The sequence below is a fragment of the Mesorhizobium sp. M6A.T.Cr.TU.017.01.1.1 genome (assembly GCF_004023115.1).
Taxonomy (GTDB): domain Bacteria; phylum Pseudomonadota; class Alphaproteobacteria; order Rhizobiales; family Rhizobiaceae; genus Mesorhizobium; species Mesorhizobium mediterraneum.
The window spans coordinates 70,846-95,336 of the sequence record NZ_RZTA01000001.1 but is presented as its reverse complement, the minus strand read 5'-3'; the positions used below and the strand labels follow the sequence as shown (position 1 = coordinate 95,336).

Below are 24,491 nucleotides of genomic sequence, written 5' to 3'. Positions count from 1 at the left end.
GAGGCTGTTCACAGGTATTTGACTGCTCACAGGTATTTCGCCAGTTGCTTGAGTTCCGCCAGCGAGTTGCCGCCCGCTTCCGCGGTGCCCGTTTCCGCAGTATCGCTCAGGCAATGCTCGATATGATCGTGGATCAGTTCGCGCTTTGCGCTGCTGATGGCGCTTTCCACGGCATGAAGCTGCTGCGCCAGATCAACGCAAGGACGATGCGCCTCGAACATGGCCAGCACCGCCGCAAGGTGGCCTTGCGCGCGCTTCAGACGCTTCACGATATCGGGATGCGAACGGTGGATGCCTTCGGACATGCCTGCGTTCCTATCCTCCCCAGGGGGATACGGTCAATCTTTTTGCCGGTGAGGCTTCCCACTGATCGAAGAAAACCACCGGCCCGTCCAGCGACCTGCCACCCTCTTGCGGTTAGCCTGTCGGACCGGCCGGCCCGTATTATTTCGTGACCATGTCGCGCTGGAACCTTCCCTCGCACCACGCGTTCGGGGCGCTGTATTCGCCGTGCCTCATATTTAGGCAAACTTGGCGACGGGCGAATATCGGTGGGGAGGCAAGAGCATGGGTTGGGGAGGAGCATGTTGTCATGTCGAACCGAGAAATTGGAACGTCCCACACATTGGGGCTGCGCGTCGCTGATCTCAAAGCCAGGATGCAGAGCGCCCGGATTACCGAGCACGAGATGAAAACCTTTCAGAAGGTCGCCGCCGTCATGGGAGGAAGTGAAGGCTCCCTACGCCTCGATGCCGACGACCTGATTGCCGCGTCTTTCGTTGTCGAGATGCTGGACGACCCCAGGGCGAATTGACGATCGTGGCACCCCTGGCGATCAGCCAGGCACCACGTCAATCGCCAACCTCGAAAAAGAAGCGCCGTCGGCGAAGCATCTCCCCCTCGATTGGGGAGATGCCAAGTTTTGGCAAAGAGGGCAGGACAGAGGGGGCGCTGTCCCGCCAACCTTGCCATGATGTCCGGAGGCGCTCTTTCGCAACGAAGGCACGGCAGGCACTCATCGCCCCCAGCCGGGAAAGCGGTCTGGGCGCAGCCATTGCTGCGTCGGGTTGCCATCGCCGGAAAGCACCGCGTCCACCAGCCAGCGCGCCGTCGCCGGCGCGGCATGCATGCCGATCGAACCCATGCCGCCATGCACGAACAGGCCTTCGATGGCAGTCTTGCCGGCAACCGGCAGACCGTCGGAGAGCATCGGCCGGTTGCCGGGATAGACGTTGCTCACCCGCGGCGAGCCAAGACCGGGCAGCATGCGCAGCGTGCGGCTGGCGATCCGGCTCGCCATATCGGTGTTGCGAACCAAGTCGTGAAAAGCCGGCTGGACCGATGCGCCGAGCCGCGCATCGCCGCCACGCATCGGATTGAGGCAGATGGCCTCGACGGCCGGCTGGTCGTCCCGCTGTTCGGCGACGTCGGCAAGGCCGGCGAGGCTCATCCGCTTTCCCAGTTCCTCCTGGTCCGGCCATGTCAGTTCCTCGACGATCCACGGCAGCTCGAAGTCGAGCTTGCCCAACTGGATCAGCCAGCCGCGGCCGGCTGTGAACGGCAGGCTAGGCAGCGGCCCGTCGCCGACGGTTCGCCGCAGCAGGTCCGACATCCACAGCCCGTTGGCGATGAAGACGAGATCGGCTGATATGATCCCCTGATCCGTCAGCACGCCCTGGACCTTGCCGCCCTTCGAGAAAATCTGGGCGACGCGAAGCCCTGTCCGGATCGCGGCACCGGCCTCGCGGGCAGCGTGGGCGAAGGCATGCGTCGCCCCCATCGGCTCCAGCGTCCAGGCGCGGCCGACGCTATAGCCGCCCGCCACCTTGAAGCCGATGCGCGGATGGTCCCGCGCGAGCTCCGCGCCGGTGACCTTCTCCATGGCGACACCGGCGGCCCGGTAGCGATCGGCGACAGTGCCGGCCGCCTCGAAGCTGGCCTCGTCTTCCGAGATGAGCAGGTGACCTATCGCCGAGAACTCGAAGGGCACCGCTCCTTGAGAAAGCTCCTCATAGATCGCCGTGCAGGCGTCGAGCATCTCGACCACTTGCGTCTGCGGGCCGCTGAGCAAGGTGCCGGTGTTGCGTCCCGACGATTCGGCGGCAATCACGGCCTGTTCGAGAACGACCGTTTTGACGCCTCTGGACGCCAACTCCCAGGCCAGCGTGCAACCGGCGATGCCACCGCCGATGACGACGGCGTCGACCGGTCTGTTATAGGAGCCCGGTTGCTTGGCTGAGCGGCCCGATGCGAGCGACATGGAGTTTCCCCCTGCGGATATATGGGATATCTGGATACTCGTATACGAGTATCCAGATATCCAGACAAGCTGCTTTCTGTTAGGCAGGGTCCAAGTGACAAGGAGAATCGAGTGAGCGGACTTGGCGAGGGCTTGATGCAGAAACCGCTGACGGTGGCCGAGCAGGTGGCGAATGTGCTGCGCGAATCGATCGCCGACGGCAGTCTGGCGGCCGGCACGCCACTGCGTCAGGACGATCTTGCCGAGCGCTTCGGCTTCAGCCGCATGCCGGTTCGCGATGCGCTTCGCCAGCTCGAAGCCGAAGGCATCGTTTCGATCCATCCGACCAAGGGCGCGCATGTCGCCAGGATGGACGCTGCCGAGATCCGGGAGATCTTTGCGGTCCGCGCATTGCTCGAAAGCGAAGCGCTGCGGCTCTCGGTGCCGAACCTCGGCAAGGAGAAGCTCGACGAGGCCGGCTATGTGCTCAACCAGATCGACGCCGAGCCGAATGTCGGCCGCTGGGGAACGCTGAACCGTGCCTTTCACCTGGCCCTTTACAGCGCCTGCGGCAACGCCCGTCTTCTTGGCCTCATCGAAGCCCACCACAATGCGGCCGATCGCTACGTTCGCGTTCTCCTGTCCAACCTCAACTATCGCAGCCGCTCGCAGACTGAGCACCGCGATCTGTTGACGACCTGCCGCCACCGCGATGCCGAGGCAGCCGTCCGCGTCTTGCGAAAGCACCTCAGCGAAGGCATGGAAACGCTTGCCAAGGCTGGAGATGGGCTGGCGGGAAAGTCCTGACCTTTGCCGCAACGACCACGCAAGACCATGACGCCACGATCGAACATCGGCCGGCCACGCCCCTCGCCTGGCGCCAGTCGTCCCCGAGCGAGTCCACCCGGCGTCAGCCTTTGCCGTGCGCTGTCGAAACTCGGCCTGTGCTCGCGCAAGCAGGCCGAGATCCTGGTCGCCGAAGGGCGCGTCCGGGTCGCCGGCAAGATCGTGCGCAACGGCTCGATGCGCGTCGATCCCGGCCGCGACCGCATCGAGGTCGACGGCAGCCGCGTCGTCGCCGAGCGCAAGGTCTATCTGATGATCAACAAGCCGCGCGGCCTGGTCACCACCCGCGACGACCCGCAGGACCGCGGCACCGTCTATGATTGCCTGGCAGAACTCGACCTGCCCTTCGTGTCGCCGGTCGGCCGTCTCGACAAGGCCAGCGAGGGCCTGCTTTTGATGACCAACGACACGCGCTTTGCCCAGCGCCTGCTCGACCCCGCCTCGCACGTCGCCAAGATCTATCACGTGCAGATCGGCGCCCTGCCCGACGAGGCCATGCTGGCGCGGCTGCGCGCCGGCGCCACGGTCGATGGCGAGGATTTGACGGCGCGGTCGATCGAAATCCTGCGCAGCGGCAGCAGCACCGCCTGGCTCGAAATCACCCTCGACGAGGGCCGCAACCGCCACATCCGCCGGCTGCTCGGCGCCTATGACGTGGAAGTGCTTCGCCTCGTGCGGGTGGCGATCGGTCCATTGCAGCTCGGCGACCTTGCCAAGGGCAAGGCACGCCACCTCACCGCCGAAGAGCTGGCGCTGCTTCAGGGCTGAGCGAAGACGCCTCGCTCTCCCTTCTCCCCTTGTGGGAGAAGGTGGCCGAGCGAAGCTCGGTCGGATGAGGGGTGTTCCAGCTTGGCACCAACAGCGATCCTTCCAACACCCCTCTTCCGTCTTGGCGCTACGCGCCAATCCACCTTCTCCCACAAGGGGAGAAGGGAAAGGGCAGCCCCGCCGCCCCCCCCAGCTTTCCCGCTACTCGGCCGGAACCGGGCTGAGGCCGGTATCGCCCATCGAGTGCGGCCTGGCTTCCTTGCGTGCCGAGGCACGGGCGAGAACGCTTTGCCGGTTGATCGATTTGCGCTCGGCATCGATGCGTTGGATCAGGATTTCCGCGCGTTCGATCGACCCGAGCAGGGCCAGGATCGTGCCACGCTCAGCAGCGCCAGCATTCGGTCCGAGCGCCAGCGTGCGGGCGCGCAGCTCCTCGACCTCCGGCAGATTGACGTGGCCGGCCGGCATCTGCGGGTTGGAGATGCCGTAAGTCGGCAAGATCTCCCGCAGCGAAACATCGAGCTTGCTCAACGCCACGTCGACGATGGCCTGCGCCGGGCCGCTGAACTTCTCGCGCCTGACGCGGCGTGCCACCTGATGCATCGATTCCGTCAAGGCAGCCGTGAAGTCGGCTTCCTCGATCAGGCTGGCGATCAGGTCGAGCTGGTCATAAGGCAAATCCTCCTTCATCAGTTCGGCGGTGTAGGCACGGATATCGCGGCTGAGAATGTCGGTTGCGAGATAGTGCTCGCCCGGATCCGACGGCGCCTTCTTGGACGAGCGTGCGATGTCGAGGAACATTGCGCCGGCCTCGAGGTGACGGGCCGTTTCCTGCTGAACGGCGGGAACGGCCTTGGCAAAATCGCCGGCCAGCTTGCGGTCGAGGAATCTCGGCGTCGAGAAATCCTCCGCGTCATCGGCATCCGTGTGGCCGACACGCGACAAAATCCGCTCGAACACACCGATGAACGGGAACAGCAACAATGTATTGAAGATGTTGAAGAAGGTCGAGTAGAGGCCGACCGCGACCGGCACCAGGGGGAAGGTCTCCTTGCCGTCGACGATCACCGGGATGGCGGGATCGCCGCCGAAGAACTGCATGGCCCATTCCAGGACCTGCATGGAGACGAAGAACAGCGGGATGGTGATGCACACGCCGATGATGTTGAACGAGATGTGCGCGTAAGCGGTCCGCTTGGCGTTCTTCGAAAGATTGAGCGAAGCCATCCACGAGGTGATCGTGGTGCCGAGATCGGCGCCGAGCGAGAAGGCGACGGCCGTCGTCCAGTCGAGAATGCCGGCGGCGCCAAGGCCCATCACAATGCCGATCGTCGCCGAGGACGAATGGATCATGGCGGTCACGCCGGCGGCGATGAACACGCATTTGAGAAGGTTGACATAGGAGTCGGCCGTCAGCGTTTGCAGCAGCGCCATGACTTCGGGCAGGTTGCGAAGCGGGCGCAGGCCGCCGGTCATCAGGTTGAGGCCATAGAAGATCAGCGCGAAGCCCATGCAGGCGAGCGCAATGTTCTTGACCTTTTCGCTTTTGGCGAAGCAGTAGACCAGCGAGAACACGCCGGCCAGGATCAATCCAAGCGGGCCGAGCGGCAGGGCGATGAGCCCGTTGCCGAGCGTGGTGCCGATATTGGCGCCCATGATCACGCTGATCGCCGGCCTCAAGGCGATGACGCCGGCATTGACCAGGCCGACGACCATGACGCTCATCGCCGTCGACGACTGGATGACGCCGGTGATCAGCGTTCCTGCCAGCACGCCCTTGATCGGCGTTCCGGCGGCCTTGGCGAGAAAGGCGCGCATCCGGTTGACCGAAAGCGCCTGGATGCCGTTTGCCATGAAGTCGAGGCCGAGCATGAAGATGCCCAACCCCCCGATCACCGGCACGAGGATGTCCTTGAAGATATCTATGTCCATGTCACGCAGTCCCCAACAAGCCGTTACCACGGCGCGATATGACGTTCAGTTCAGGTGCTGCGCGAGGCAGCCTGGCTCTTCAGCTCAGTTTCCGACGGGCGCTTGGCTCGCCCAGTATTGTTCGACCTGGTCGACGAGCGCCTTCGGCAGCGGCACATAGCCGAGCGCGGTGGCGTCGCCGGCGCCCTGCGCGAAGGCGAGCCGGAAAAGGTCGTGCACGCGGCGATAGCGATGTTCCGAACGGCCCGAGACCTGAACGACCGCGAACACAGCCGTGCTGATCGGATAGGCGGCATCTCCGTCTCGATCGGTCAGCGAAGCGAAGAAATCGGTCGTTTGCGCCCAGTCGATGGACGTCGCAGCAGCCTGCACGCCGTCGGGCTCCGGCTTGACGAACTTGCCGGATTTGTTCTCGATCAGTGCGTAGGAAAGGCTGGCGCGCTGCGCCTGGCCGGATTCGGCATAGGCGATCGCCCCCTTCGTGTCATGCACGGCTCGAATGAGGTTCTGCGTGCCTTCGGCATCGGCGCCGAGCGGCCACGAGATCAGTGTGTTGGCGCCGTACTTGCTCTTCCACTCGTCGCTGACCGCCGACAGATACTCCGTGAACACAAAAGTCGAGCCGGACCCATCCTTACGGTGAAGAACGCTGATCCTAAGATCGGGCAGCGTCAGATCCGGATTCGCCGCCTTGATCGCGGGATCGGACCATGACTGGATCTTGCCCAGATAGATGTCGGCCAGAAGCGGCCCCGTCAGGCGAAGGCTTCCCGGGCCAATGCCGTCGAGATTGATGACGACGGCGATGGCGCCCATCACGATCGGAAACTGTTGGCGGCCGGCTTTCCTGAGGTCGGCGGCGTTGATCGGCGCATCCGTCGCGGCAAAGTCCATGTCCGGCTGGTCGAGACGCAGGACGCCGGCGAGCGAGCCGACGATCTCATAGTCGACCTTCCAATCGGGCGAGATATAGTCGCCGCCATCTGCGCGGGCGCTCTCGTAGGCCGTTGCCCATTTGCCGATGATCGGGGCAGCCAGTGTCGATCCAGCGCCGCGAATAGGCTCAGCCTGCGCAGCGGCCCCGATCATCAAGGCAACAGCCAGCGCGATGGCGCCACTTGATCCCGTTATCTTCGGCCATTTGCGCCGAAGTGACGCAAAGCTTGCTGGAAACATCATGGCGATCCCCGACTATACTGCGCAAATAAAAATCTACTTTTCAGTCTTGGCAGATATCAACAGTCGTCCGCCCGGCGAACACACACCGGCCGAGAGACAACATTGCTCATCGTATGAACCTTGGTTAACAATTGGATGACAGAGATCTTGTGGGGCGAATCTTTTTTATTCGGATTTTCCGCGATCACTTGTCCCGCCCGTTCCTCGGACTCCTATGAAGAATTGGGGTCCGAAGGACTGGGCTCCAACGTTGCGCCTCGCGCTCACCCTTCTCCCCTTGTGGGAGAAGGTGTCGCCGAAGGCGACGGATGAGGGGTGTTCCAGCTTGGCAACGACGGCGCTCCGTCCAACACCCCTCAACCGTCTTGGCGCTGCGCGCCAATCCACCTTCTCCCACAAGGGGAGAAGGGGAGAAGGAAGTCTACGCAGCCCTACTTCGCGTCGTGGAAGATGATGCCGACGGTATGGCGCATGCCGGAGCGAAGCCTACTGACGCCGTGCCTGAGATTGACGCGGTAGCTGCCTTTGCTGCCCTGGACCGGACGATTGTGCACCGCGAAGGCGACCGCATCGCCCTGGCGCAACGGCACCACCTCGGCCCGGCTCTGCATGCGCGGGCGCTGTTCGGTCAGCACGAACTCGCCACCGGTGAAATCCTTGCCGGGTTCGGACAGCAGGATTGCCACCTGCAGCGGGAAGGCAAGATCGCCGTAGAGATCCTGATGCAGGCAGTTGAAGTCGCCGGTACCATATTGCAGCAGAAGCGGCGTCGGCCGTGTCTGGCCCTGCTCGTGGCATTGCTCGAGGAACGCGGCGTGCTCGTCCGGGTAGCGCTGGGCGATGCTCATGCGCTGGTTCCAGTCATTGGCGACCGCGGCGAGGCGCGGATAGAGCGCGGTGCGCAAGCCGCCGATCAGCTCGGGCAAGGGATAGCGGAAATAGCGGTACTCGCCCTTGCCGAAGCCGTGCCGCGCCATGTGGACATGGCTGCGGAAATGGCTCTCGTCCGGGTAAAGCCCGGCGACCTCCCGGCATTCTTGCGGCGTCAGCAGCTTTTCCATCACCGCGCAGCCATAGCCGCTCATCTCCCCGGCCAACGCCTGCCAATCATATGCGGCGACGCGCGTCTCCGCCGATCGGACCGCTGCCCTCGAACCTATCGAATGAATGGTCATGGCTTTGCCTCCTCTGGCTTCGTCCTGCCCATCAGATGGGTGAAACAGCGCGAGCAAACCACCCGTTTCCTGCCCACAGGTTACGCACAGAGTTGAAGCTGCCGATCTCCCCCGCAAGGGGGGAGATCGCCAATCCCCATTGCGCCGCAGCTTCACCCGCCGCGAAGTGTCATGGATTTCGGCAAAATCCAGCCCATATCCTTGATATGGAGCTTTGAGCGTGAAACTCGCGCGTGTAGCCCTGATTGCCGCGGCTTTTGTAGCCGCTGTGTTCGTTTGTATTTCTTCCGCAACCGGAGAGGCGAACGGCCAGGAGAGGATTGCGCTGCGCGTCGAGATAGACGGCGCCATCGGTCCGGCGAGCGCCATGCAGCTCGAGGAAGCGCTGGCGGTAGCCGCGCAGCGGAACGCCGAGGTTCTCATCCTGCAGATGAACACGCCCGGCGGGTTGGTCACCAGCATGCGCGAGATCATCGCCGATATGCTCGCCTCGCCGGTTCCCGTCATCGGCTATGTCGCGCCCGCCGGCGGTCATGCGGCGAGCGCCGGAACCTACATCCTCTACGCAACCCATGTGGCGGCGATGGCGCCCGGCACCAATCTGGGTGCGGCAACGCCGATCGAGATGGGCGGACCGCTGCCATCCTTTCCCGGTGGCGACGACAAGAACAATGGCCCAGGAGCCGGCAAAGACCAGAAGAACCCGCCAGCGGGCGATGCGATGATCGCCAAGGCGACGAACGACGCGGTTGCGTTGATCCGCAGCCTGGCTGAACTGCGCGGGCGCAATGCCGAATGGGGTGAAAAGGCCGTGCGCGAGGCTGCCAGCCTGTCGGCCACCGCGGCGCTGCAGGAGCATGTCGTCGACTTCGTCGCCCGCGACACGACCGAGCTGCTTCAGCTGGCTGACGGCCGCACGGTGGAAATGGCCGGCAGGAAAGAGGTGCTGGCGACGAAAGGGCTGCCGGTTGAAACGCTGGAGCCCGGCTGGCTCATCCGGCTTCTCGCTGTCATCACCGACCCGAACATCGCCGTGATCCTGATGCTGATCGGCGTTTATGGCCTCGTCTTCGAGTTCACGAGCCCGGGCGCGGTCGCGCCCGGCGTGATTGGCACGATCTGCCTTCTGCTCGGACTCTATGCGCTCAATCTCCTGCCGATCAGCTATGCCGGCCTTGCCTTGATGCTGCTTGGCATCATCTTCCTCGTCGTCGAGGCCTTCAACCCCACAGTGGTGCTTGGGCTGGGAGGCGTGGCTGCCTTTCTGCTGGGCGCTGCCATGCTGCTCAGGATCGAGGGGCCCGGCTTCGAGATGTCGTGGGCCGTCATCGGCACCGCCGCCGCCCTGACGCTCGGCCTGGCGCTGTTGACCGGCAGCTATCTGTGGGCGGCCCGCAAGAACGCTCCGCGTGTTGGCGCACAGGCCATGCAAGGGCTGCCGGCCAAGGTCCTCGACTGGGAGGGCAGCGAGGGTCACGTGCTCGCCCGGGGCGAGCGCTGGCGGGCGATGGCCGACGAACCCTTTGCAGTCGGCGACAGCGTCGAGGTGGCTGATGTCAGGGGTCTCGTGCTGACGATACGGCGCCGCAATGTGCGAAGCGATGGAGCAAGGCAATGATCATCGGTTATGTGGCCTACCTGGTAGCAGCGCTCGTCGTGCTCATGTTCCTGTCCGCGGCCGTTCGCATCCTGAGGGAGTATCAGCGCGGCGTGGTCTTCACGCTCGGCCGCTTCACCGGAGTCAAAGGTCCCGGCCTGATTATCCTCATCCCCTTCGTGCAGCAGATGGTGCGGGTCGATTTGCGGGTGGTGGTTCAGGATGTTCCGCCGCAGGACGTGATCTCGCGCGACAACGTCTCGGTGAAGGTCAACGCTGTGCTGTATTTTCGTATCGTCGACGCCGAGCGGGCGGTGATCCAGGTCGAGGACTTCATGGCCGCGACCAACCAGTTGGCACAGACCACATTGCGCTCGGTGCTCGGCAAGCATGAGCTCGATGAAATGCTGGCCGAGCGTGACAAGCTCAACAGCGATATCCAGGAGATCCTCGATCAGCGGACCGATGCCTGGGGCATCAAGGTCTCTGATGTCGAGATCAAGCATGTTGACCTCAACGAGAACATGGTCCGCGCCATCGCCAAGCAGGCCGAGGCCGAACGGCTGCGGCGTGCCAAAGTGATCAATGCCGACGGCGAACAACAGGCGGCGGCAAAACTCGTCGAGGCCGGCAAGATGCTGTCCGAGGCACCGCAGGCCATGCAGCTGCGCTATTTCGAGGCGCTCCACGACATCGCCGGCGAGCGCTCGTCGACGGTCGTGTTTCCGGTGCCGATGGATCTGCTCGCTCATTTCATCAAGCAGCAAGGTGGAGGCGGAGGCGGCTGAGCGCGTAATCTCCCCCCTCGAGGGGGAGATGGCCGCGAAGCGGCCAGAGGGGGGTCGTCTCACATAGATCGCCAACCCCTTCCTCTACGAGAGACGGCGCTGACGCTCCACGCGCGGCGACCCCCTCTGTCGCCTTCGGCGACATCTCCCCCTCAAGGGGGGAGATTAGCACCCTCTCCGCCACGGCGGCTCCGGGGCGAATCGTTTGCCGATCCAGTCGGCGAAGGCGCGCGTCTTGGCCGCTTGCCCCTTGGCTGAAGGCATCACGATATAGACCGCGCCCTCGTCGGCGAGCGTCCAGTCCTCCAGAACAGGCACCAGCCGTCCGTCGGCGAGTTCGCGTCCGACCAGCCAATCCGTGCTCATCATCAGCCCGACGCCCTGCACGGCGGCTTCGACCAGCACCTCGGCATCATCGGTGACCAGCGGCCCGGAAACCTCGATACGGACGCGACGGCCCGTGCTGTCGGTCATCTCCCAGGCGGGAAAGGTCTGGAACCCGGTGAAACCCAAGCAAGCATGCTCGACAAGCGCCTGCGGCGTGGCCGGCGTGCCCGCGCGAGCAAGGTAGGACGGTGCGGCGCACAGCAGCCGGCGCCGCGTCGCCACCTTGCGCGCCACCAGGCGCGAATCCTCCAGCGCGCCGAGACGGACGGCGACATCGAAATTCTCGGCGACGAGATCGACGAAACGGTTGGAAAACTCGGCCTCGATGCGGACGTCGGGAAATTCGGCGAGAAATTCTGGCAGCAACGGTCCGATCCACATGCGCCCGAACGATCCGGGCAGCGCCAGCCGCAACACGCCGCGCGGCCCGCCGCCGGCATGCGCCGACGCAGCAGCCTCGGCTTCGTCGACCGCGGCCAGGATGGCGCGGACGCGGACGAGGAACTCGGCTCCGGCCTCGGTCAGCGATACGCTGCGCGTCGTCCGGTGCAGCAACCGCACGCCGAGCCGCTCTTCCAGCGAAGCGAGGCGCCGCGACAGGATCGTCGCGTCGCGTCCGACGCGCGCCGCCGCTTTGGTGAAGGAGCGCGCCTCGGCGATCGCCGCAAAGGCGGCCATTTCGGCGAGTGCTGCCGGCTCATTAGATTGCTGCATCATACGCAGAACTCAAATGCAAAAGCCAAGGATTATGCAGGAATAGCGCAGCAGCTAGTTTCACTCAATCCCCATCAACCGGGCCATCGAACGGAGTGAGACCATGAAAGCCATCGAACTGACTGCACCCCGACTGGACGCCTTTCGCGCGGCAACCGTTGCCACACCTGAACCGCAACGCGGCGAAGTGCTGATCCGCCTGCGCGCCGCGAGCCTCAATTTCGTCGATGTCGCGGTGGCGAGCGGCAATTATCCAGGTCCCAGCTTTCCGCTCATTCCGGTCGTCGACGGCGCCGGCGAGATCGTTGGCATCGGCGAGGGCGTGTCGAGGCTCGCCGTTAACGACCGCGTCATCGCTCATGCAAAACCGCGCTGGATCGGCGGCCGTCCGCGCCCCTACGAGACGACCGAGATGCGCGGCGTGACGCTGCCCGGATCGCTCGCCGAATATGTCGCGCTGCCGGCCAATGCCGTGGTGCCGGTGCCGGCGCATCTGTCCTTCGAAGCGGCGGCGACGCTGCCGATCGCCGGCACCACCGCGTGGAACGCGATCCGCGCCGCCGATGTCGGGCCGGGGTCGGTCGTCGTCCTGCTCGGCACTGGCGGTGTCTCGATCCTGACCCTGCAGCTTGCCAAGGCGGCCGGCGCCACCGTCGTCATCACCTCGTCGTCGGACGACAAGCTGGAGCGCGCCAAGGCACTCGGCGCCGATCATCTGATCAACTACCGCACGACGCCGGACTGGGACGCCAAAGTGCTCGAATTGACCGACGGCATCGGCGCCGACCTGATCGTCGAGACCGGCGGATCGGCCACGTTCGCCCGCTCGATCAACGCCGCCGCTTCGGGCGGCACGGTGTTCACCATCGGCTTCGTCACCGGCACCGAGGCCACCGCAAACCTGCTGCCGATCATCGTCAAGGCGCTCAAGGTGGTGGGCAACAATACCGGTTCGGTATCCGACCTGCGCGACGCCGCCCGCGCCATCGCCGCTGCCCGTATCGAGCCGGTCATCGACACGCTGTACAGCCAGGACCAGGCAGCCGAAGCCTACGCACACATGGCGGCCGGCGGCCGGCATTTCGGCAAGCTTGCCTTCACACTGTCGTGGTGAGTCTGGACAGGGCGCCGTAGTTGAAGCTGCCAATCTCCCCACGACGGGGAGATCGACAACTTCACGGCCTCCCCTAAATCAGCTTCTCCAGCGTGATCGGCAGATCCCGCACCCGTTTGCCGGTGGCGTGGAACACCGCGTTGGCGATCGCCGGCGCCACGCCGACGATGCCCAGTTCGCCAACGCCCTTGCCACCGAGCAGCGAGGAATGCAGGTCGGGGATGCCGACCGAGATCACCTCGATGTCGGGGATGTCGGCATTGGTCGCGATGAGATAGTCGGCCAGATTGTTGTTGACGATGCGGCCATGGCGGCGGTCGACGATGCCTTCTTCCAGCAACGCCTGGCCGATGCCCATGATGATGCCGCCCTTCCATTGGCTTTCGGCGAGCTTGGGATTGTAGAGCCGGCCCGAATCCAAAGCCGACACCACGCGCGACACGCGGACCGTGCCAAAGTCCTCGTCGACGCGCACCTCGATGAAATGCGCGCACCAGCTGTGGCGGGAATAGTCGCCCTCGGTATGCGGCAGCGCCATCGTTATGGTCGTATTGTTCTTGTAGCGATCCTCCGCCGTCCAAGTGGCCGGCGTGGTATCGCCCATCGCCTCGATCTGCTCGCGTCTGACGCTGCCGAGCAGCTCGGCGATCGAGACATCAGGGCCATCGCCGCGCGGCGACTTTATGCGGCCATTGGCGACCACCAGCGTGTTGGCCTGCAGGGCATGGAACGGCGAATTTGGATCGCTGATCGCCAGCCCGACCAGCTCATCGAGCGCGGCAGTCGCCGCCTTGTGCACCGCGCCCGTCATCACGCCGGCCAGCCGCGACCCGCCGGTGACGCCGGCGCGGGCGTAGCGCGAGTCACCCAGCTTCACCACGACGTTCTCAGCCGGCACGCCCACCACTTCGGCGGCAGTCTGCGCCAGGATCGTATAGGTGCCCTGCCCCATGTCGATGCTCGAGCTTTCGACCTCGACGGAGCCGTCGGTGAGGATGCGCACCATCGCCTCGCCATAGGCGCGCCGCACCGGATAGGTGCCGGCGGCAACACCCCAGCCGATCAGCTGGTTGCCGTCGCGCATCGAGCGCGGCTCGGGGCTGCGCCTCGACCAGCCGAAGGCCTCGGCTCCGGCGGCGAAGGCCTCGCGCAGTTGTCGTGTCGACCATTGCTTTTTCGCCTCCGGATCCTGCTCGGCATAGTTCCTGAGCCGGATTTCCAGCGGATCGATGCCGACCTCATAGGCGAGCTCGTCGATCGCGCTTTCGATGCCGAAGGCGCTCGGGTTCTCGCCCGGCGCGCGCAAAGCGCCCGGCATCACGGTGTTGACCCGAACGACATTCTGCCGCGACGAGAAATTCGGCGTCGCATACATGATCGAGGTGACCGAACCGAGCGGCTCGACCCACATGCCGTCGACCGAGGTCTCGTTGACGCCGCGATGCACGATCGACTGGATCCGTCCCTCTGCGTCGGCACCGAGCGCCACCGTCTGGCGCGTTGCCGCCCGTCCGCCATAGGCGGTGAAGGTCTGCGGCCTGGTGACCGCCAGTTTCACCGGCCGTCCCAGCATCTTCGCGGCCATCGCCGCCACCGCGCCGTGGCCGTAGGCGAATGCCTTGGAGCCGAAGCCGCCGCCGATATAGGGCGCGACCAGACGCACATTCTCGAACGGCACGCCGAACCATTCGGCATAGGTCCGCGCCATGCCGTCGAGCCACTGGCTGGGCTCCCACACCGTCAGCCGGTCGCCTTGCCAATGCGCGATCAGGCCATGCGGCTCCATCGGCGCCTGGTATTCGCGCGGCGTGTTGTAGGCGGCGCAGATGCGCACCGGGGCGGCGGTGAAAGCCGCTTGCGCATCGCCCCATTCCTTGGTCATCGTGTCGACCGGAATGCCGTCGCCGGCCTTTGGATCGTCGAGATCAACGATGGCCGGCGTCTCGTCATAGCTGACCTTGACCAGCGCCGCGGCCGCGACCGCCTGCTCGAAACTCTCGGCAACCACCGCCGCGACATGCTGGCCGCTGAAGGTGATGTCGCGCGCCAGCGGGCAATAGGGAACATCCGGCGGCGGCGTGCCCAGCCAGTCCGTCGCGGTGTTGAGGCGCAACACATTGTCCGGCGTCAGCACCAGAAGCACGCCGGGTGCGCTTTCAGCGGCGGCGGTGTCGATCGACCGCACCTTGCCGGCCGCAATCGTGCTCTCGACGAGAACGGCGTGGCTGAGCCCTTCGAGCTGCTGCTCGACCGCGTATTTTGCGGCACCGGTGATCTTGGCCGGGCCATCGACGCGCGACAGCCGCCCGCCCACTGCCTCTGCAAAGATGGCGCCGTCCGATGCGTCGCCCCTCTTCGATTCACTTTGTCGGGTTCTGATCTCGTGAACGGTCATGCCGTTTCTCCAACTTTAAGGATGGCGCGGGCGACGACGCGCGGCGCCAGTTCGATCTTGTAATGGTTGGCGCCGTGGTCGACGGCGCCCTCGATGGCGAGCAGGCTGGCTTGCTTGACGATATCAGCCTCCAGCAACTTGCCTTTCAGCGCCTCTTCCACGGCGCGTGCCCGCCACGGCTTGGTGGCGACACCGCCAAGCGCCACACGCAAATCTCTGATCGTGCGGCCGTCGGCCTCGAATTCGACGCCGACAGCAGCGCTCGCCGCGGCAAATTCGTATGACTGGCGGTCACGGACTTTCAGATAGGTCGAACGTCCCGCAGCGGCGGAAGCAGGAATGCTGATCGCGGTGATCACCTCGCCTGGCTCGATCGCATTCTCTCTGTCGGGCGTAGCGCCCGGCAGGAGAAAAAAGTCGTCGGCCGCGACCTGGCGGTCGCCGACATGGACTGTTGCGTCGAAGGCGACCAGCGCCGTCGCCAGATCGCCCGGATAGGTGGCGATGCAGGCCTCGCTGGTGCCGAGCACGGCATGGCCGCGGGTGACGCCGCCGATCGCCGAGCAGCCGCTGCCGGGCGTGCGCTTGTTGCAGGCGGGAAAATTCGCCGGATCGCGGAAATACGGGCAACGCGTGCGCTGCATCAGATTGCCGCCGATGGTCGCCATATTGCGGAGCTGCGCCGAGGCCGCCTGCCACAGCGCTTCCGAGACAGCGGGGAACCGGCTTTTTATCTCGGCATGGTCGGCGACGCTGCTCATCCTGGCCAGCGCGCCGATGGTGATGCCCCGGTCATCGAGCGTGATCGTATCCAGTCCCTTGAGATGGCTGATGTCGACCACGGTTTCGGGTTCGGTGACGCCGCATTTGGCGAGATCGATGAGGGTGGTGCCACCGGCGAGCAGCATGGCGCCGGGCAGCGCCGCCGCCTGGCGTGCCGCATCGACGGAATTGGCGCGCAGATACGAAAAATCCCTCATGACGCGGTCTCCATGGATGACGCAACCTCCAGTGCCGCCTGGCGCACGGCGGCGACAATGTGCGGATAGGCGCCGCAGCGGCAGAGATTGCCGGCCATGTATTCGCGGATCTCGTCATCCGAACCGGCATGGCCTTCGCGGATGCAGGCGACAGCCGACATGATCTGGCCCGGCGTGCAGTAACCGCACTGGAAGGCGTCCTGTTCGAGGAAGGCGGCCTGGACCGCGTGCAGCGTGCCGTCGCCGTCAGTAAGCCCTTCGATTGATGTGACCGCCCTGCCCTGGGCCTGGGCGGCAAGCGTCAGGCAGGCCAGCACGCGCCGGCCGTCGATATGCACGGTGCAGGCGCCGCACTGGCCCTGGTCGCAGCCTTTCTTGGTGCCGGTCAGGCCGAGATGATCGCGCAAGGCGTCGAGCAGCGTGACGCGCGGCTCGACCTCCAGTTCATGGCGATGTCCGTTGATCTGAAGTTGGATGGGAATTCGGGTTTTGCTTGTCATAGGGCGTCTGGCTCCAGTTTGCTTGACGCGGAAGGGAATGATCTGATGCCCGGCCGGCGAGCGGCAAGGTCACCAGGTGGCTAGGTCTCTGTTCACGGGAAGATTGGCGGCTCCTTGGCGATTGGCGAAAGCGGCGGAGCGCATAATCTCCCCCCTTGAGGGGGAGATGGCTGCGAAGCGGCCAGAGGGGGTCGCCTCGCATAGAGCGCCAACCTCCATCTGCCGCAGGAGGCCGCGCCCGGTCGAACCGACCCCCTCTGTCGCCTTCGGCGACATCTCCCCCTCGAGGGGGGAGATCACGCTTTTGCCGGCTTGCAAGCTTTCAACACGTGACATACCGGTTCCCCTGATTATATGATAAGGGTGCTCCACTAAAACGGAGGCGCCTCCGTTTATTACGTGGGGGTTGAACCGGTCGGGTTCAAGCCCCGTATTCGAGAGTGGAGAAAAAATTGGCTTCGCAGCCGCCCGCAACCGCCAAAGACAAGCCCGACGTGACAGCGGCAAAACCGTTGCGCGCCGATGCGCAGCGCAACCGCGACGCGCTGGTCGAGGTTGCAGCAGTGGCCTTTGCCGCGCACGGCGTCGATGCCTCGCTGGAGGAGATCGCGCGCCAGGCCGGCGTCGGCATCGGCACGCTCTACCGGCATTTTCCGACGCGCGAGCATCTGGTCGAGGTGGTCTACCGGCGCGAGGTGGAAAGCCTGTGCCACGCCGCCGACGAGCTTGCTCTTCACCATCCGCCCGACGTCGCGCTGGAACAATGGATGCAGCGCTTCGTCGACTACATCGCCACCAAGCGCGGATTGGCGACAAGCCTGCGCATCCTGCTCAACACCAATTCAACCCTGTTCTCGGACATGTCCAGCCGGGTGTCACTTGCTTTGCGGCGGCTGATCGAAGCGGCGGTGGCCGACGGCTCGATCCGCGGCGACGTCGACGCCTCCGACGTGCTGCACGCGCTGGGCGGCATCTATTCGGCCCCCGACACCGAGGACTGGCGCGACCGCTCGCGCCGGCTGGTGTCGCTCTTGATGGACGGATTGAGGTTTAGGGCTGGCAGGCCGGCGAAGGACAGCCGGTGAAGGCTGGGCCGCCGAAAGCGCGGCGCTGGGACGAAGTCCGCTTTGCGCCGGCAGCTGCCTCACCCAAGGGTTATAGCCAAGGGTTATAGATAGTCGCGGACAAACATGCCCGCGCTGTGAAGAGCGCGCCTACCGGCACTCAACCCCGCATTCCAAACCGGCCAAGCGTGAATCATATGCGGCCAAATTTCGAGACGTGCTTTGACGTCAGCCGCGCCAGCGGCTTCCGCGAGCCGAGTTGCGTCCGACAACAGCGTCTCGGCCGAACCGACTTGTATCAGCATTGGGGGAAATCCGCTCAGATCGGCGAACAACGGCGAGATCAGGGGATCGCGCCGACCAACGCCATGGGGAACATAGGCGGTTGCCAGTTCCTCCAGATACGCCCGGTGGATGATAGGGTCGATCGCGTCCTTGGTTGATAGTGTCGCGCCGGACATCGAAAGGTCCGTCCACGGCGAAACCAACCAAAGACATCGCGGCAACCGCTCCCCTGCCGCGCACAATATACTAACCAAGCACAGGGTGAGGTTGCCGCCCGCGCTGTCTCCGCCAACCACGATGCGATCCGGCGCGATGCCTTGCCGGCTCAGAAAGCGCCATGCGGTGAGCGCGTCTTCATGTTGCGCAGGGAAAGGATGTTCCGGTGCGCGTCGATAATCGATCGCGAGGGTGCGCATTCCCATTGCTCGACCTGCCTCGGTCACCATTCGACGATGACTTTTGAGAGAACCGGAGCAGTAGCCACCACCGTGGAAAAAGAGCAGAACCTTATCCCTGTCGCTCTCAGGCGCGAGGGACCACTCTCCCTCGAGGCCATCGAAAACCGCATCCTCGCACCGGATGTCGTCCGCAATCGGCCACACCGAACCAACCTCGTCGAGCCGTGCCCGGCGTTCGTCCCAGCTCACCGGTCGTGGCTTTGACGTCAACAAACTGCGGACGGCGTTGATCTCCGTCAGATCGAGGTGTTCGTCCACATCGCTCATTTTGCTTCCCTAGCCTCATCAAGCGTAGAAACCGGCGGACGGCAGCAGCCACAGGTCATCCATAAAGCGCCAAAGCCAGCGCTGGGAATTTTTCGTTACAATTGAATACACGGGACGACAGGTCGCCCGTAAACCCGCTCGTCGTCTTTTAGCACTGACCCACCTTTTAGCACTGCCCCCCGCACATGGTCGAATATCTCCATCTGATATTTGGCCGCTTCGGGCACAAAGCTGTCCTTCAAGATGAAAGATAGTACTCGGGCGGCGCGCGACAGGCTGGTGTTCGAAAGCGACGCCTAAGGGCGTCTAATCGAAACGCCAGCCTGTCGCCTTGCGCGGACGGCCGGTGCGGTTCGCCGAAGACATCATCGGCTCAAGGCTTGGATCGTCGATATTGCCGAAATCGGGCAAGCCATACTTGCACGCCCGGGGATGTGCAGGTGCTGCCCCCTTAGTCAATCTCATTCCAAGCTGCCCTTCACACAGCCTGGATAGGCTCTATCTGCATCTGGAGTCCAAATACTGGAGGACAGCACAATGAAGCACGTTCTCGCATTTGCACTCTTCGTCGGCGCCGGATCGCTGTTTGCCACGGCAGCCTATGCCGAACCGCCGGACCATGCCCGCAACGATGACGCATCGCTCCATCCCGGTCATCAAGGGCACCTGTCGAGCGGCCGCGAATACCCAGGAAGACCTGCCACTGAGTTTCACGAGAGCCTAGAGGCGGAAGGAGAGCCGAGCTTTCCGACCGGTCCGGGTGGGTGGGCCGAGCAACAGAGCGACGGCGCTAACGCCCAGCGTGGCAGCGCCGACGCAACGGCCGAGGGCAGGTAAACACAGGTCCTGACGGGTAAATCGCAGCAACGCCCGGTGCATGCACCGGGCATGATCCCGATAGCGGGAGAGCAGGAAGAAAATGACTGCGGCATGGACCGCAGGTCCATGAGGCCTAAACGGTGCTGATCGTTGATCGTGCGAAGATGATCGATGACCGGCTGACAGTCGTGCATGAGAGCCGCGCGCTTGCCGCGCCGAGATGACATCCTCAAGCTCGCCTGAATGCGGCTGCTGCCCTTATTCGATGCCTCTTGGCGTTTCGGTCTAAGAGACTGAGATCCGCCTTCCAGCTGACTTCCCGCGCCGATTAATAGGTCAATCGGAAAGAGCGCCGAGCGCCATTGCCCGACGTTGGCAGTCAGCGTCGCGGGTGTCGCGATCCGCCGCGTCACTCGCAAGACCTTCCTGCGGCAGTGCCAATGGCTTTCCCAGACTGCAAAGGTATAGTGCTCGAAACTGGCGGGGTGGTGTGATGTCGACCATACTTGTGACTGGGGCAACAGGTGGGATCGGGCAAGCAATCTGCGAGCGCCTTGCGGCCAGTGGCACTCGGCTGATGCTAGCGGCCCGTAATCAGGTGCGACTTGAGTCGCTGGTTTCGAGCCTGCCTGCACCAGCCGACGGTTCGCATGAGGCCATACCGGTTGATATGGCATCCGATGCCGCATTGGTCGAGTTCGATCGACACCTCGCCACCTCCGCCCTGAAGCTTGATGGGGTGGTTCTTATGCCGCCCCAACCGCATTCGTCCGCTGACCCTATGCCCGAGCCAGAGGTCTGGCGAACACTGTTTCAGACAAGCTTCATTGGGCCGTTGTCCCTGTTGAAGTCGGCTATCGCTCGGATGGAACCGGCCCCCGAAGCAGGCCGTCGCTGCAAGGTCGTGATCATTTCCGGCATTTCTTCGGCTCAGGTTCTTAGCCACTATGCAACCGCCAACGTCATCCGCACCGCTTGGCTTGGAGAAGCGAAGACGCTTGCCTTTGCGCTGGGCGAAAGAGGTATTCATGTGAACACTCTTTCACTCGGCGGCACGCTGTCGCCCTGGTATCGGGATGCGATTGGCAGGCGTGCGCTAGATGCCGGCGTGACCTTTGAACAAAGGATTGCGGTCGAGACCGACAATATCCCACTCAAAAAGTATGGGACGCCGTCTGAAGTTGCCGTCGTCGTCGAGGGCCTATTGTCGCCCCTCACTGATCACATGACAGGTTTGAACATTCTACACGATGGCGGCTTCACTCGGGCATATTGAGGACGCCCTCAGCGCGATTGCGGGCTGACCTTCCATCTTGTCCGTGGTTGCCTGATCTGCCGTTTATTTGTCGTGCAACGCTCCCCTTTCACCGATTGCTGACGTTGAGCGCAACGGAGCTGAAGGTCGTTTTGGGGTCATTTTCCGGATGTTGACGCCCCTATGAACATGTAGGTGTTGAGGCCGAATGGTATTAGTCTGCGCGGTCTGGGGCTTCAGGGACGCGGCAAAGGGATGGATTTCAACTCAGGCCAAGGCTATTTCCTCATCGGCGGCCTCATCCTGGTCGGTGCCGGGCTCCTGATCCTTTCGCTGATCGTCAATATTCGTGTGGCACAAAGCGTGCGCCACGACATGCGCCATCGTGAAAAGCTGCTGGAATATTATCGCAACATCTTTTCCCAGCTCGGCGTGATCCTGATCGGCATTGGCGTTTCCTTGTTCATCTTCTTTTTTCAGCAGAATTATCAGGACCAGCGCAAACGCGAAACGGAACTCCAGCTGGTTCTCGCCAAACTGGCCGCGCGCATTGCTCGCGGCGCCGCCGTGGTCGAATACCTCGGCGAATTCGATGCGCTGCTGGACGATGGCGGGCCCTACGTCAGCCCGGAACTCGGTGGAATGAACACCGCGATCAGCGCACACGGGGCGGAACTCGGCAAGCAGGTCGCCAGTATCCTTTTGGTTGAACGCGACGTTGAGGTTCAAGCGTTCGAGATCCTGAATTTGTCGCGCGATTTCGAAGCATCGTTCGTCGTCAACGAACTCGATCCCGCGCTGTGGTTCAACATCGTCCGAGATGAGAGCGAGATCAAATATGCGACCACGCAGCTCGCCCTCGACTACAAGGACCTGCAGGATGCGATCGGCGGAGAACCGATCGAGGTTGCGATTGCAAATCCTGAAAAGCAGCGAAGGATCAAGCAGGAGGTGCTCGACATCTTTTATGATGCCGACCTCTTGCGCCAGCGCAGCAGGAGACTTCTCGGCCGTGCGTGCTGGCTTTTCAGCGAGGGGCGGAACTTCGTCAACCTTGGACCGGTCAACGAGATCGAAGCCGATGCCAAGTCGCACCAGGAGTGGATCGACCGGTCGAAACCCTTCCTGACGCAGTTGAAATCGGGAAGCGGCGATTGCTTCAAATTGCTCCAGTTCAGCCCGGCACCCTGAGTTGAGACCAGCGTCTTGAGTTGGTCAAAACTCGATCAGCTGGCTGCCGCCAATCCAACGAACATCGATAACTATTGGAGCCCGAGAAAATGATCTCAGCCGAATACTGCCGACTTATGGCCCGTTACAACACTTGGCAGAATACCTCTTTGGTAACTGCCGCTGATGGGCTCACGAATGTGGATCGCTGGAAGGCTCGAGGTGCGTTCTTCCAATCAATCGCAGCTACGTTGAACCATCTTTATTGGGCTGATGCCCTGATTCTACAGCGAATAAAGGGGAACGAGCGCCCAGAGGAAACCATCAAGCACTCCCTCACAAGCCCATCGGATTGGGATGACTTCAAGACGCTCCGTTTGCAACGGAACGAGGAAATCGAAGAGTGGGCAGCACGATTGCTCGACGCGGACCTCAACGGGATGGTTGTTTGGTATCCTGGGGGAGGTTCAACGCGGATCGAGAAGCCAAAGGCTCTCTGTGTTGTTGAACTCTTCAACCATCAGACTCACCACCGGGGTCAGGTCCACGCGATGTTAACAGCAGCGGGTGCAGAACCAGAGCCAACTGACCTTTCGATGCTGGCATAGCTTGTCCGCTATGGGCTGATTGCGGGCGAGTGCTTTGTCGCGAAACTCCCGATTAAAACGACAGTTCTGCACCCGACTTCTGCGACAGATATGATCCATGACGACGGCCACCTGCAAGGTCAGCTTTCAGAGCCGTCACTTCCTGACATGAACGGTCGAGATGGGATCGAACTCGGTCGTTCAGATTGATCGGGTTTTGACCCTAATCTCCCACGCGCCGCAGTGTGCCGAGATGATTGTCGTCGAGGAACTCTATGGTCATGGCCGACGCCTTGCCGTCGGGGCCGACGACAAAGCCTACGCCGGCGGGCCTGTCCGGCGTCTCGGCGTCCGGGAAGCTCAGGAAGAGGTCGCCGTCGAAATGCTTCAATGAATAGGACCGCGCGCCGGCTGGCCCGACCTTGAGCACAAGAGCGTCTCCCGCACTGGATACGACCGCATCGCCGATGAAGTCGTTGGAGTAACGGCCTGCATAGGCGCTGGCCGGTCCGGCTGGCCTTTCCGGAGACGGTGGCGCGGCATAGGTGGCCTTGGCCCTCGCGACCGCCGGGCCGAACAGGCTCGCATAGGTGTCATCCCATGCCTTGACCCAATCCTTCTCGACCGTTCCGTCAAAGGCGAGATCGGCGAAGCTGTCGGACAGCCCTTCCGGCACGCCTGTCGAAAAGGCGTTGGCGACGATGACGATGCCAAGCTTCTCCTCCGGGAAGAGCGTCACCAGGGTGCGTGCGCCAACGCTGAAGGCGCCGGCATGACCCCAGCTCAGGCCATGCCGGCCGAATTCGACATTCCAGCCGAGGCCGTAGAAGGACATGCCGCCTGAGACGGGGTTCTTGCCGCGCGCCATCAGGGGAACATGCGTCTGGTCCAGCGCGTCGGCTTTAATGAGGGTCTCACCGGCATAGACCCCATTGCCGAGCACGAGGCGCACCCATTGGGAGAGATCGCGTGCCGTGGAGCTGACGCCGCCTGCGGGCGCCTGCGCATCTGGGTCGCGCTTTACCTTCGCGGCCCAGACGCCGTCGATCTTGACGTGGAGCGCGGCGCGATTGGCGTGCTTGATGAAGTCCGCATGACGGGAGCTGGTCGAGGCCATTCCAAGCGGACGGTAGAGCTTCTCCTCGGCGATCTCCTCCCAAGGCTTGCCCGTCGGCTTCGCGGCAGCGACGGCACCCTCGGTCAGGCCGAAATTGCTGTAGGAGTAGCCGGCACGAAAGCTCGACGATGGCGAGACGAACCGCAGACGGCGCAGGATCTCCGCGCGGTCGTAGCCAATGTCCTCAAGGTCGTCTCCGGCGGTGCCGGGAAGTCCGCTGCGGTGGGCGAACAGGTCGCGGACCGTGAGCTCACTGGTCGGATAGGGCTCGGACAGCCGGAAGGCCGGATCGAGATCGGCGATCTTCGCATCCCAGGAAACGATTTCCCCGCTGACCAGCGCCGCCACTATCGTTGCGGAGACCGGCTTGGAGAGGGAGGCGATCTGGAACACCGTGTCGGCGTCGACGGCCTCCGGCTTGCCGGCCTCGCGATGCCCGAACCCCTTGAGGAAGACCACCTTGTCGCCGTGGACGACCCCGATGGCGAGACCAGGCACCCCACCATCCGCGACGACGCCTTCGGCAAGCGCCTCGAGCTTCGACAGGGCTGCCGCGATCCGGTCTGGCGTAATGGTGTCGGCCGACGCCGCATGCGGCGAAAGCACCATGACGGCGATGAAGGCCCACATCCCCCAACGGCGGAGAGTCCGATCCAGTCGCACGCTCCAGCTCCTCCCCTGCATTCACCGTTCATAGTACAGGCCCGCGCAGGAAAGGCCAACACTCAGGATGATGCAATGTGGCAAAGCTCCGCGATGGTCCGGATTGTGTCACGACCGGACCTTTGCCGGCGCGAAGCTCGCCCCGAGCCTTTGCGGTCGTTCAGTTTCAACGGCAGGTTTCGCTCCTGATAG

22 protein-coding genes are annotated in these 24,491 nt (G+C 63.5%); 11 read left to right on the top strand and 11 right to left on the bottom strand.

What is annotated here, in order from left to right; all coding sequences use genetic code 11:
* Window positions 1-26: 26 nt before the first annotated feature.
* Complete coding sequence (locus EOB36_RS00465) at window positions 27-305, bottom strand: metal-sensing transcriptional repressor (RefSeq protein ID WP_095482843.1); 279 nt, start codon at window positions 303-305, stop codon at window positions 27-29.
* Between the two features lie 287 nt (window positions 306-592).
* Here EOB36_RS00465 and EOB36_RS00460 point away from each other — a divergent pair, with 287 nt between their 5' ends.
* Window positions 593-814, top strand: coding sequence for a hypothetical protein (locus EOB36_RS00460; RefSeq protein WP_095482866.1), 222 nt, complete (start codon window positions 593-595; stop codon window positions 812-814).
* Between the two features lie 201 nt (window positions 815-1,015).
* Here the strand turns inward: EOB36_RS00460 and EOB36_RS00455 are convergent, their stop codons facing one another.
* Complete coding sequence (locus EOB36_RS00455) at window positions 1,016-2,260, bottom strand: FAD-dependent oxidoreductase (RefSeq protein ID WP_128284039.1); 1,245 nt, start codon at window positions 2,258-2,260, stop codon at window positions 1,016-1,018.
* A 135-nt stretch (window positions 2,261-2,395) separates the two neighbouring features.
* Here EOB36_RS00455 and EOB36_RS00450 point away from each other — a divergent pair, with 135 nt between their 5' ends.
* Window positions 2,396-3,046 carry a GntR family transcriptional regulator gene (locus tag EOB36_RS00450; protein WP_127293770.1) on the top strand — a complete coding sequence of 217 codons (651 nt, stop codon included), beginning with the start codon at window positions 2,396-2,398 and terminating at the stop codon, window positions 3,044-3,046.
* A 27-nt stretch (window positions 3,047-3,073) separates the two neighbouring features.
* Window positions 3,074-3,853, top strand: coding sequence for a pseudouridine synthase (locus EOB36_RS00445; RefSeq protein ID WP_127293752.1), 780 nt, complete (start codon window positions 3,074-3,076; stop codon window positions 3,851-3,853).
* A 201-nt stretch (window positions 3,854-4,054) separates the two neighbouring features.
* Here the strand turns inward: EOB36_RS00445 and EOB36_RS00440 are convergent, their stop codons facing one another.
* The 3 genes from EOB36_RS00440 to EOB36_RS00430 all read right to left on the bottom strand — a co-directional run bounded on the left by EOB36_RS00440 (window position 4,055) and on the right by EOB36_RS00430 (window position 8,139).
* The gene (locus tag EOB36_RS00440) at window positions 4,055-5,785 is read right to left on the bottom strand and encodes a Na/Pi symporter (protein ID WP_127292894.1); all 1,731 of its coding nucleotides are present in this window, start codon (window positions 5,783-5,785) and stop codon (window positions 4,055-4,057) included.
* Window positions 5,786-5,869: 84 nt separating this feature from the next.
* Entirely contained in the window at window positions 5,870-6,964 is a 1,095-nt protein-coding gene (gene pstS / locus EOB36_RS00435) for a phosphate ABC transporter substrate-binding protein PstS (RefSeq protein ID WP_245465603.1), read from the bottom strand.
* 431 nt (window positions 6,965-7,395) lie between these two features.
* Window positions 7,396-8,139 carry a 2OG-Fe(II) oxygenase gene (locus tag EOB36_RS00430; protein WP_128284038.1) on the bottom strand — a complete coding sequence of 248 codons (744 nt, stop codon included), beginning with the start codon at window positions 8,137-8,139 and terminating at the stop codon, window positions 7,396-7,398.
* A 220-nt stretch (window positions 8,140-8,359) separates the two neighbouring features.
* Between EOB36_RS00430 and EOB36_RS00425 the strand changes: the two genes are divergently transcribed.
* Both EOB36_RS00425 and EOB36_RS00420 read left to right on the top strand, forming a co-directional pair.
* On the top strand, window positions 8,360-9,757 hold the full coding sequence (locus EOB36_RS00425) for a nodulation protein NfeD (protein ID WP_126105620.1): 1,398 nt from the start codon (window positions 8,360-8,362) through the stop codon (window positions 9,755-9,757).
* Window positions 9,754-10,524 carry a slipin family protein gene (locus EOB36_RS00420; protein ID WP_126105619.1) on the top strand — a complete coding sequence of 257 codons (771 nt, stop codon included), beginning with the start codon at window positions 9,754-9,756 and terminating at the stop codon, window positions 10,522-10,524. Before EOB36_RS00425 ends, EOB36_RS00420 begins: the two co-directional genes overlap by 4 nt.
* 165 nt (window positions 10,525-10,689) lie before the next feature.
* On the opposite strand, the gene EOB36_RS00415 is transcribed toward EOB36_RS00420, so the two are convergent.
* Window positions 10,690-11,625: a LysR family transcriptional regulator gene (locus EOB36_RS00415; RefSeq protein ID WP_128284067.1), complete on the bottom strand. Its 936-nt coding sequence runs from the start codon at window positions 11,623-11,625 to the stop codon at window positions 10,690-10,692.
* Window positions 11,626-11,728: 103 nt separating this feature from the next.
* Here EOB36_RS00415 and EOB36_RS00410 point away from each other — a divergent pair, with 103 nt between their 5' ends.
* Window positions 11,729-12,739 carry an NAD(P)-dependent alcohol dehydrogenase gene (locus EOB36_RS00410; RefSeq protein ID WP_128284037.1) on the top strand — a complete coding sequence of 337 codons (1,011 nt, stop codon included), beginning with the start codon at window positions 11,729-11,731 and terminating at the stop codon, window positions 12,737-12,739.
* A 73-nt stretch (window positions 12,740-12,812) separates the two neighbouring features.
* Here the strand turns inward: EOB36_RS00410 and EOB36_RS00405 are convergent, their stop codons facing one another.
* From EOB36_RS00405 to EOB36_RS00395, 3 genes are read right to left on the bottom strand one after another with little or no spacing between them, the layout of a single operon-like run.
* The gene (locus EOB36_RS00405) at window positions 12,813-15,134 is read right to left on the bottom strand and encodes a xanthine dehydrogenase family protein molybdopterin-binding subunit (protein WP_128284036.1); all 2,322 of its coding nucleotides are present in this window, start codon (window positions 15,132-15,134) and stop codon (window positions 12,813-12,815) included.
* Window positions 15,131-16,114 (bottom strand): xanthine dehydrogenase family protein subunit M, encoded by a 984-nt coding sequence (locus EOB36_RS00400; protein WP_128284035.1) that lies wholly within the window; start codon window positions 16,112-16,114, stop codon window positions 15,131-15,133. Before EOB36_RS00400 ends, EOB36_RS00405 begins: the two co-directional genes overlap by 4 nt.
* Window positions 16,111-16,614 carry a (2Fe-2S)-binding protein gene (locus EOB36_RS00395; RefSeq protein ID WP_128284034.1) on the bottom strand — a complete coding sequence of 168 codons (504 nt, stop codon included), beginning with the start codon at window positions 16,612-16,614 and terminating at the stop codon, window positions 16,111-16,113. The genes EOB36_RS00400 and EOB36_RS00395 overlap by 4 nt, the downstream gene beginning before the upstream one ends.
* Before the next feature lie 452 nt (window positions 16,615-17,066).
* On the opposite strand from EOB36_RS00395, the gene EOB36_RS00390 reads away from it, so the two are divergent.
* Window positions 17,067-17,699, top strand: coding sequence for a TetR/AcrR family transcriptional regulator (locus EOB36_RS00390; protein ID WP_128284033.1), 633 nt, complete (start codon window positions 17,067-17,069; stop codon window positions 17,697-17,699).
* An 83-nt stretch (window positions 17,700-17,782) separates the two neighbouring features.
* Here EOB36_RS00390 and EOB36_RS00385 read toward each other — a convergent pair whose 3' ends face one another.
* A complete protein-coding gene (locus EOB36_RS00385; RefSeq protein WP_128284032.1) occupies window positions 17,783-18,688 on the bottom strand; it encodes an alpha/beta hydrolase in 906 nt (301 codons plus the stop codon).
* A gap of 537 nt (window positions 18,689-19,225) precedes the next feature.
* Between EOB36_RS00385 and EOB36_RS34815 the strand changes: the two genes are divergently transcribed.
* The 4 genes from EOB36_RS34815 to EOB36_RS00365 all read left to right on the top strand — a co-directional run bounded on the left by EOB36_RS34815 (window position 19,226) and on the right by EOB36_RS00365 (window position 22,540).
* Entirely contained in the window at window positions 19,226-19,525 is a 300-nt protein-coding gene (locus EOB36_RS34815) for a hypothetical protein (RefSeq protein ID WP_095489341.1), read from the top strand.
* 475 nt (window positions 19,526-20,000) lie between these two features.
* On the top strand, window positions 20,001-20,783 hold the full coding sequence (locus tag EOB36_RS00375) for an SDR family oxidoreductase (protein WP_127292923.1): 783 nt from the start codon (window positions 20,001-20,003) through the stop codon (window positions 20,781-20,783).
* 234 nt (window positions 20,784-21,017) lie between these two features.
* Window positions 21,018-21,953 (top strand): hypothetical protein, encoded by a 936-nt coding sequence (locus EOB36_RS00370; protein ID WP_128284030.1) that lies wholly within the window; start codon window positions 21,018-21,020, stop codon window positions 21,951-21,953.
* 89 nt (window positions 21,954-22,042) lie between these two features.
* On the top strand, window positions 22,043-22,540 hold the full coding sequence (locus EOB36_RS00365; protein ID WP_128284029.1) for a DinB family protein: 498 nt from the start codon (window positions 22,043-22,045) through the stop codon (window positions 22,538-22,540).
* A 202-nt stretch (window positions 22,541-22,742) separates the two neighbouring features.
* Here EOB36_RS00365 and EOB36_RS00360 read toward each other — a convergent pair whose 3' ends face one another.
* Entirely contained in the window at window positions 22,743-24,299 is a 1,557-nt protein-coding gene (locus tag EOB36_RS00360; protein WP_128284028.1) for a serine hydrolase, read from the bottom strand.
* Between the last annotated feature and the right edge of the window lie 192 nt (window positions 24,300-24,491).

What these genes read in the sequence shown, in the direction of transcription:
- EOB36_RS00465 (WP_095482843.1), bottom strand. Translation starts at nt 305, where the DNA reads ATGTCCGAAGGCATCCACCGTTCGCATCCCGATATCGTGAAGCGTCTG.
- EOB36_RS00460 (WP_095482866.1), top strand. Translation starts at nt 593, where the DNA reads ATGTCGAACCGAGAAATTGGAACGTCCCACACATTGGGGCTGCGCGTC.
- EOB36_RS00455 (WP_128284039.1), bottom strand. Translation starts at nt 2,260, where the DNA reads ATGTCGCTCGCATCGGGCCGCTCAGCCAAGCAACCGGGCTCCTATAAC.
- EOB36_RS00450 (WP_127293770.1), top strand. Translation starts at nt 2,396, where the DNA reads ATGCAGAAACCGCTGACGGTGGCCGAGCAGGTGGCGAATGTGCTGCGC.
- EOB36_RS00445 (WP_127293752.1), top strand. Translation starts at nt 3,074, where the DNA reads ATGACGCCACGATCGAACATCGGCCGGCCACGCCCCTCGCCTGGCGCC.
- EOB36_RS00440 (WP_127292894.1), bottom strand. Translation starts at nt 5,785, where the DNA reads ATGGACATAGATATCTTCAAGGACATCCTCGTGCCGGTGATCGGGGGG.
- pstS (WP_245465603.1), bottom strand. Translation starts at nt 6,964, where the DNA reads ATGATGTTTCCAGCAAGCTTTGCGTCACTTCGGCGCAAATGGCCGAAG.
- EOB36_RS00430 (WP_128284038.1), bottom strand. Translation starts at nt 8,139, where the DNA reads ATGACCATTCATTCGATAGGTTCGAGGGCAGCGGTCCGATCGGCGGAG.
- EOB36_RS00420 (WP_126105619.1), top strand. Translation starts at nt 9,754, where the DNA reads ATGATCATCGGTTATGTGGCCTACCTGGTAGCAGCGCTCGTCGTGCTC.
- EOB36_RS00415 (WP_128284067.1), bottom strand. Translation starts at nt 11,625, where the DNA reads ATGCAGCAATCTAATGAGCCGGCAGCACTCGCCGAAATGGCCGCCTTT.
- EOB36_RS00410 (WP_128284037.1), top strand. Translation starts at nt 11,729, where the DNA reads ATGAAAGCCATCGAACTGACTGCACCCCGACTGGACGCCTTTCGCGCG.
- EOB36_RS00405 (WP_128284036.1), bottom strand. Translation starts at nt 15,134, where the DNA reads ATGACCGTTCACGAGATCAGAACCCGACAAAGTGAATCGAAGAGGGGC.
- EOB36_RS00400 (WP_128284035.1), bottom strand. Translation starts at nt 16,114, where the DNA reads ATGAGGGATTTTTCGTATCTGCGCGCCAATTCCGTCGATGCGGCACGC.
- EOB36_RS00395 (WP_128284034.1), bottom strand. Translation starts at nt 16,614, where the DNA reads ATGACAAGCAAAACCCGAATTCCCATCCAACTTCAGATCAACGGACAT.
- EOB36_RS00385 (WP_128284032.1), bottom strand. Translation starts at nt 18,688, where the DNA reads ATGAGCGATGTGGACGAACACCTCGATCTGACGGAGATCAACGCCGTC.
- EOB36_RS34815 (WP_095489341.1), top strand. Translation starts at nt 19,226, where the DNA reads ATGAAGCACGTTCTCGCATTTGCACTCTTCGTCGGCGCCGGATCGCTG.
- EOB36_RS00375 (WP_127292923.1), top strand. Translation starts at nt 20,001, where the DNA reads ATGTCGACCATACTTGTGACTGGGGCAACAGGTGGGATCGGGCAAGCA.
- EOB36_RS00370 (WP_128284030.1), top strand. Translation starts at nt 21,018, where the DNA reads ATGGATTTCAACTCAGGCCAAGGCTATTTCCTCATCGGCGGCCTCATC.
- EOB36_RS00365 (WP_128284029.1), top strand. Translation starts at nt 22,043, where the DNA reads ATGATCTCAGCCGAATACTGCCGACTTATGGCCCGTTACAACACTTGG.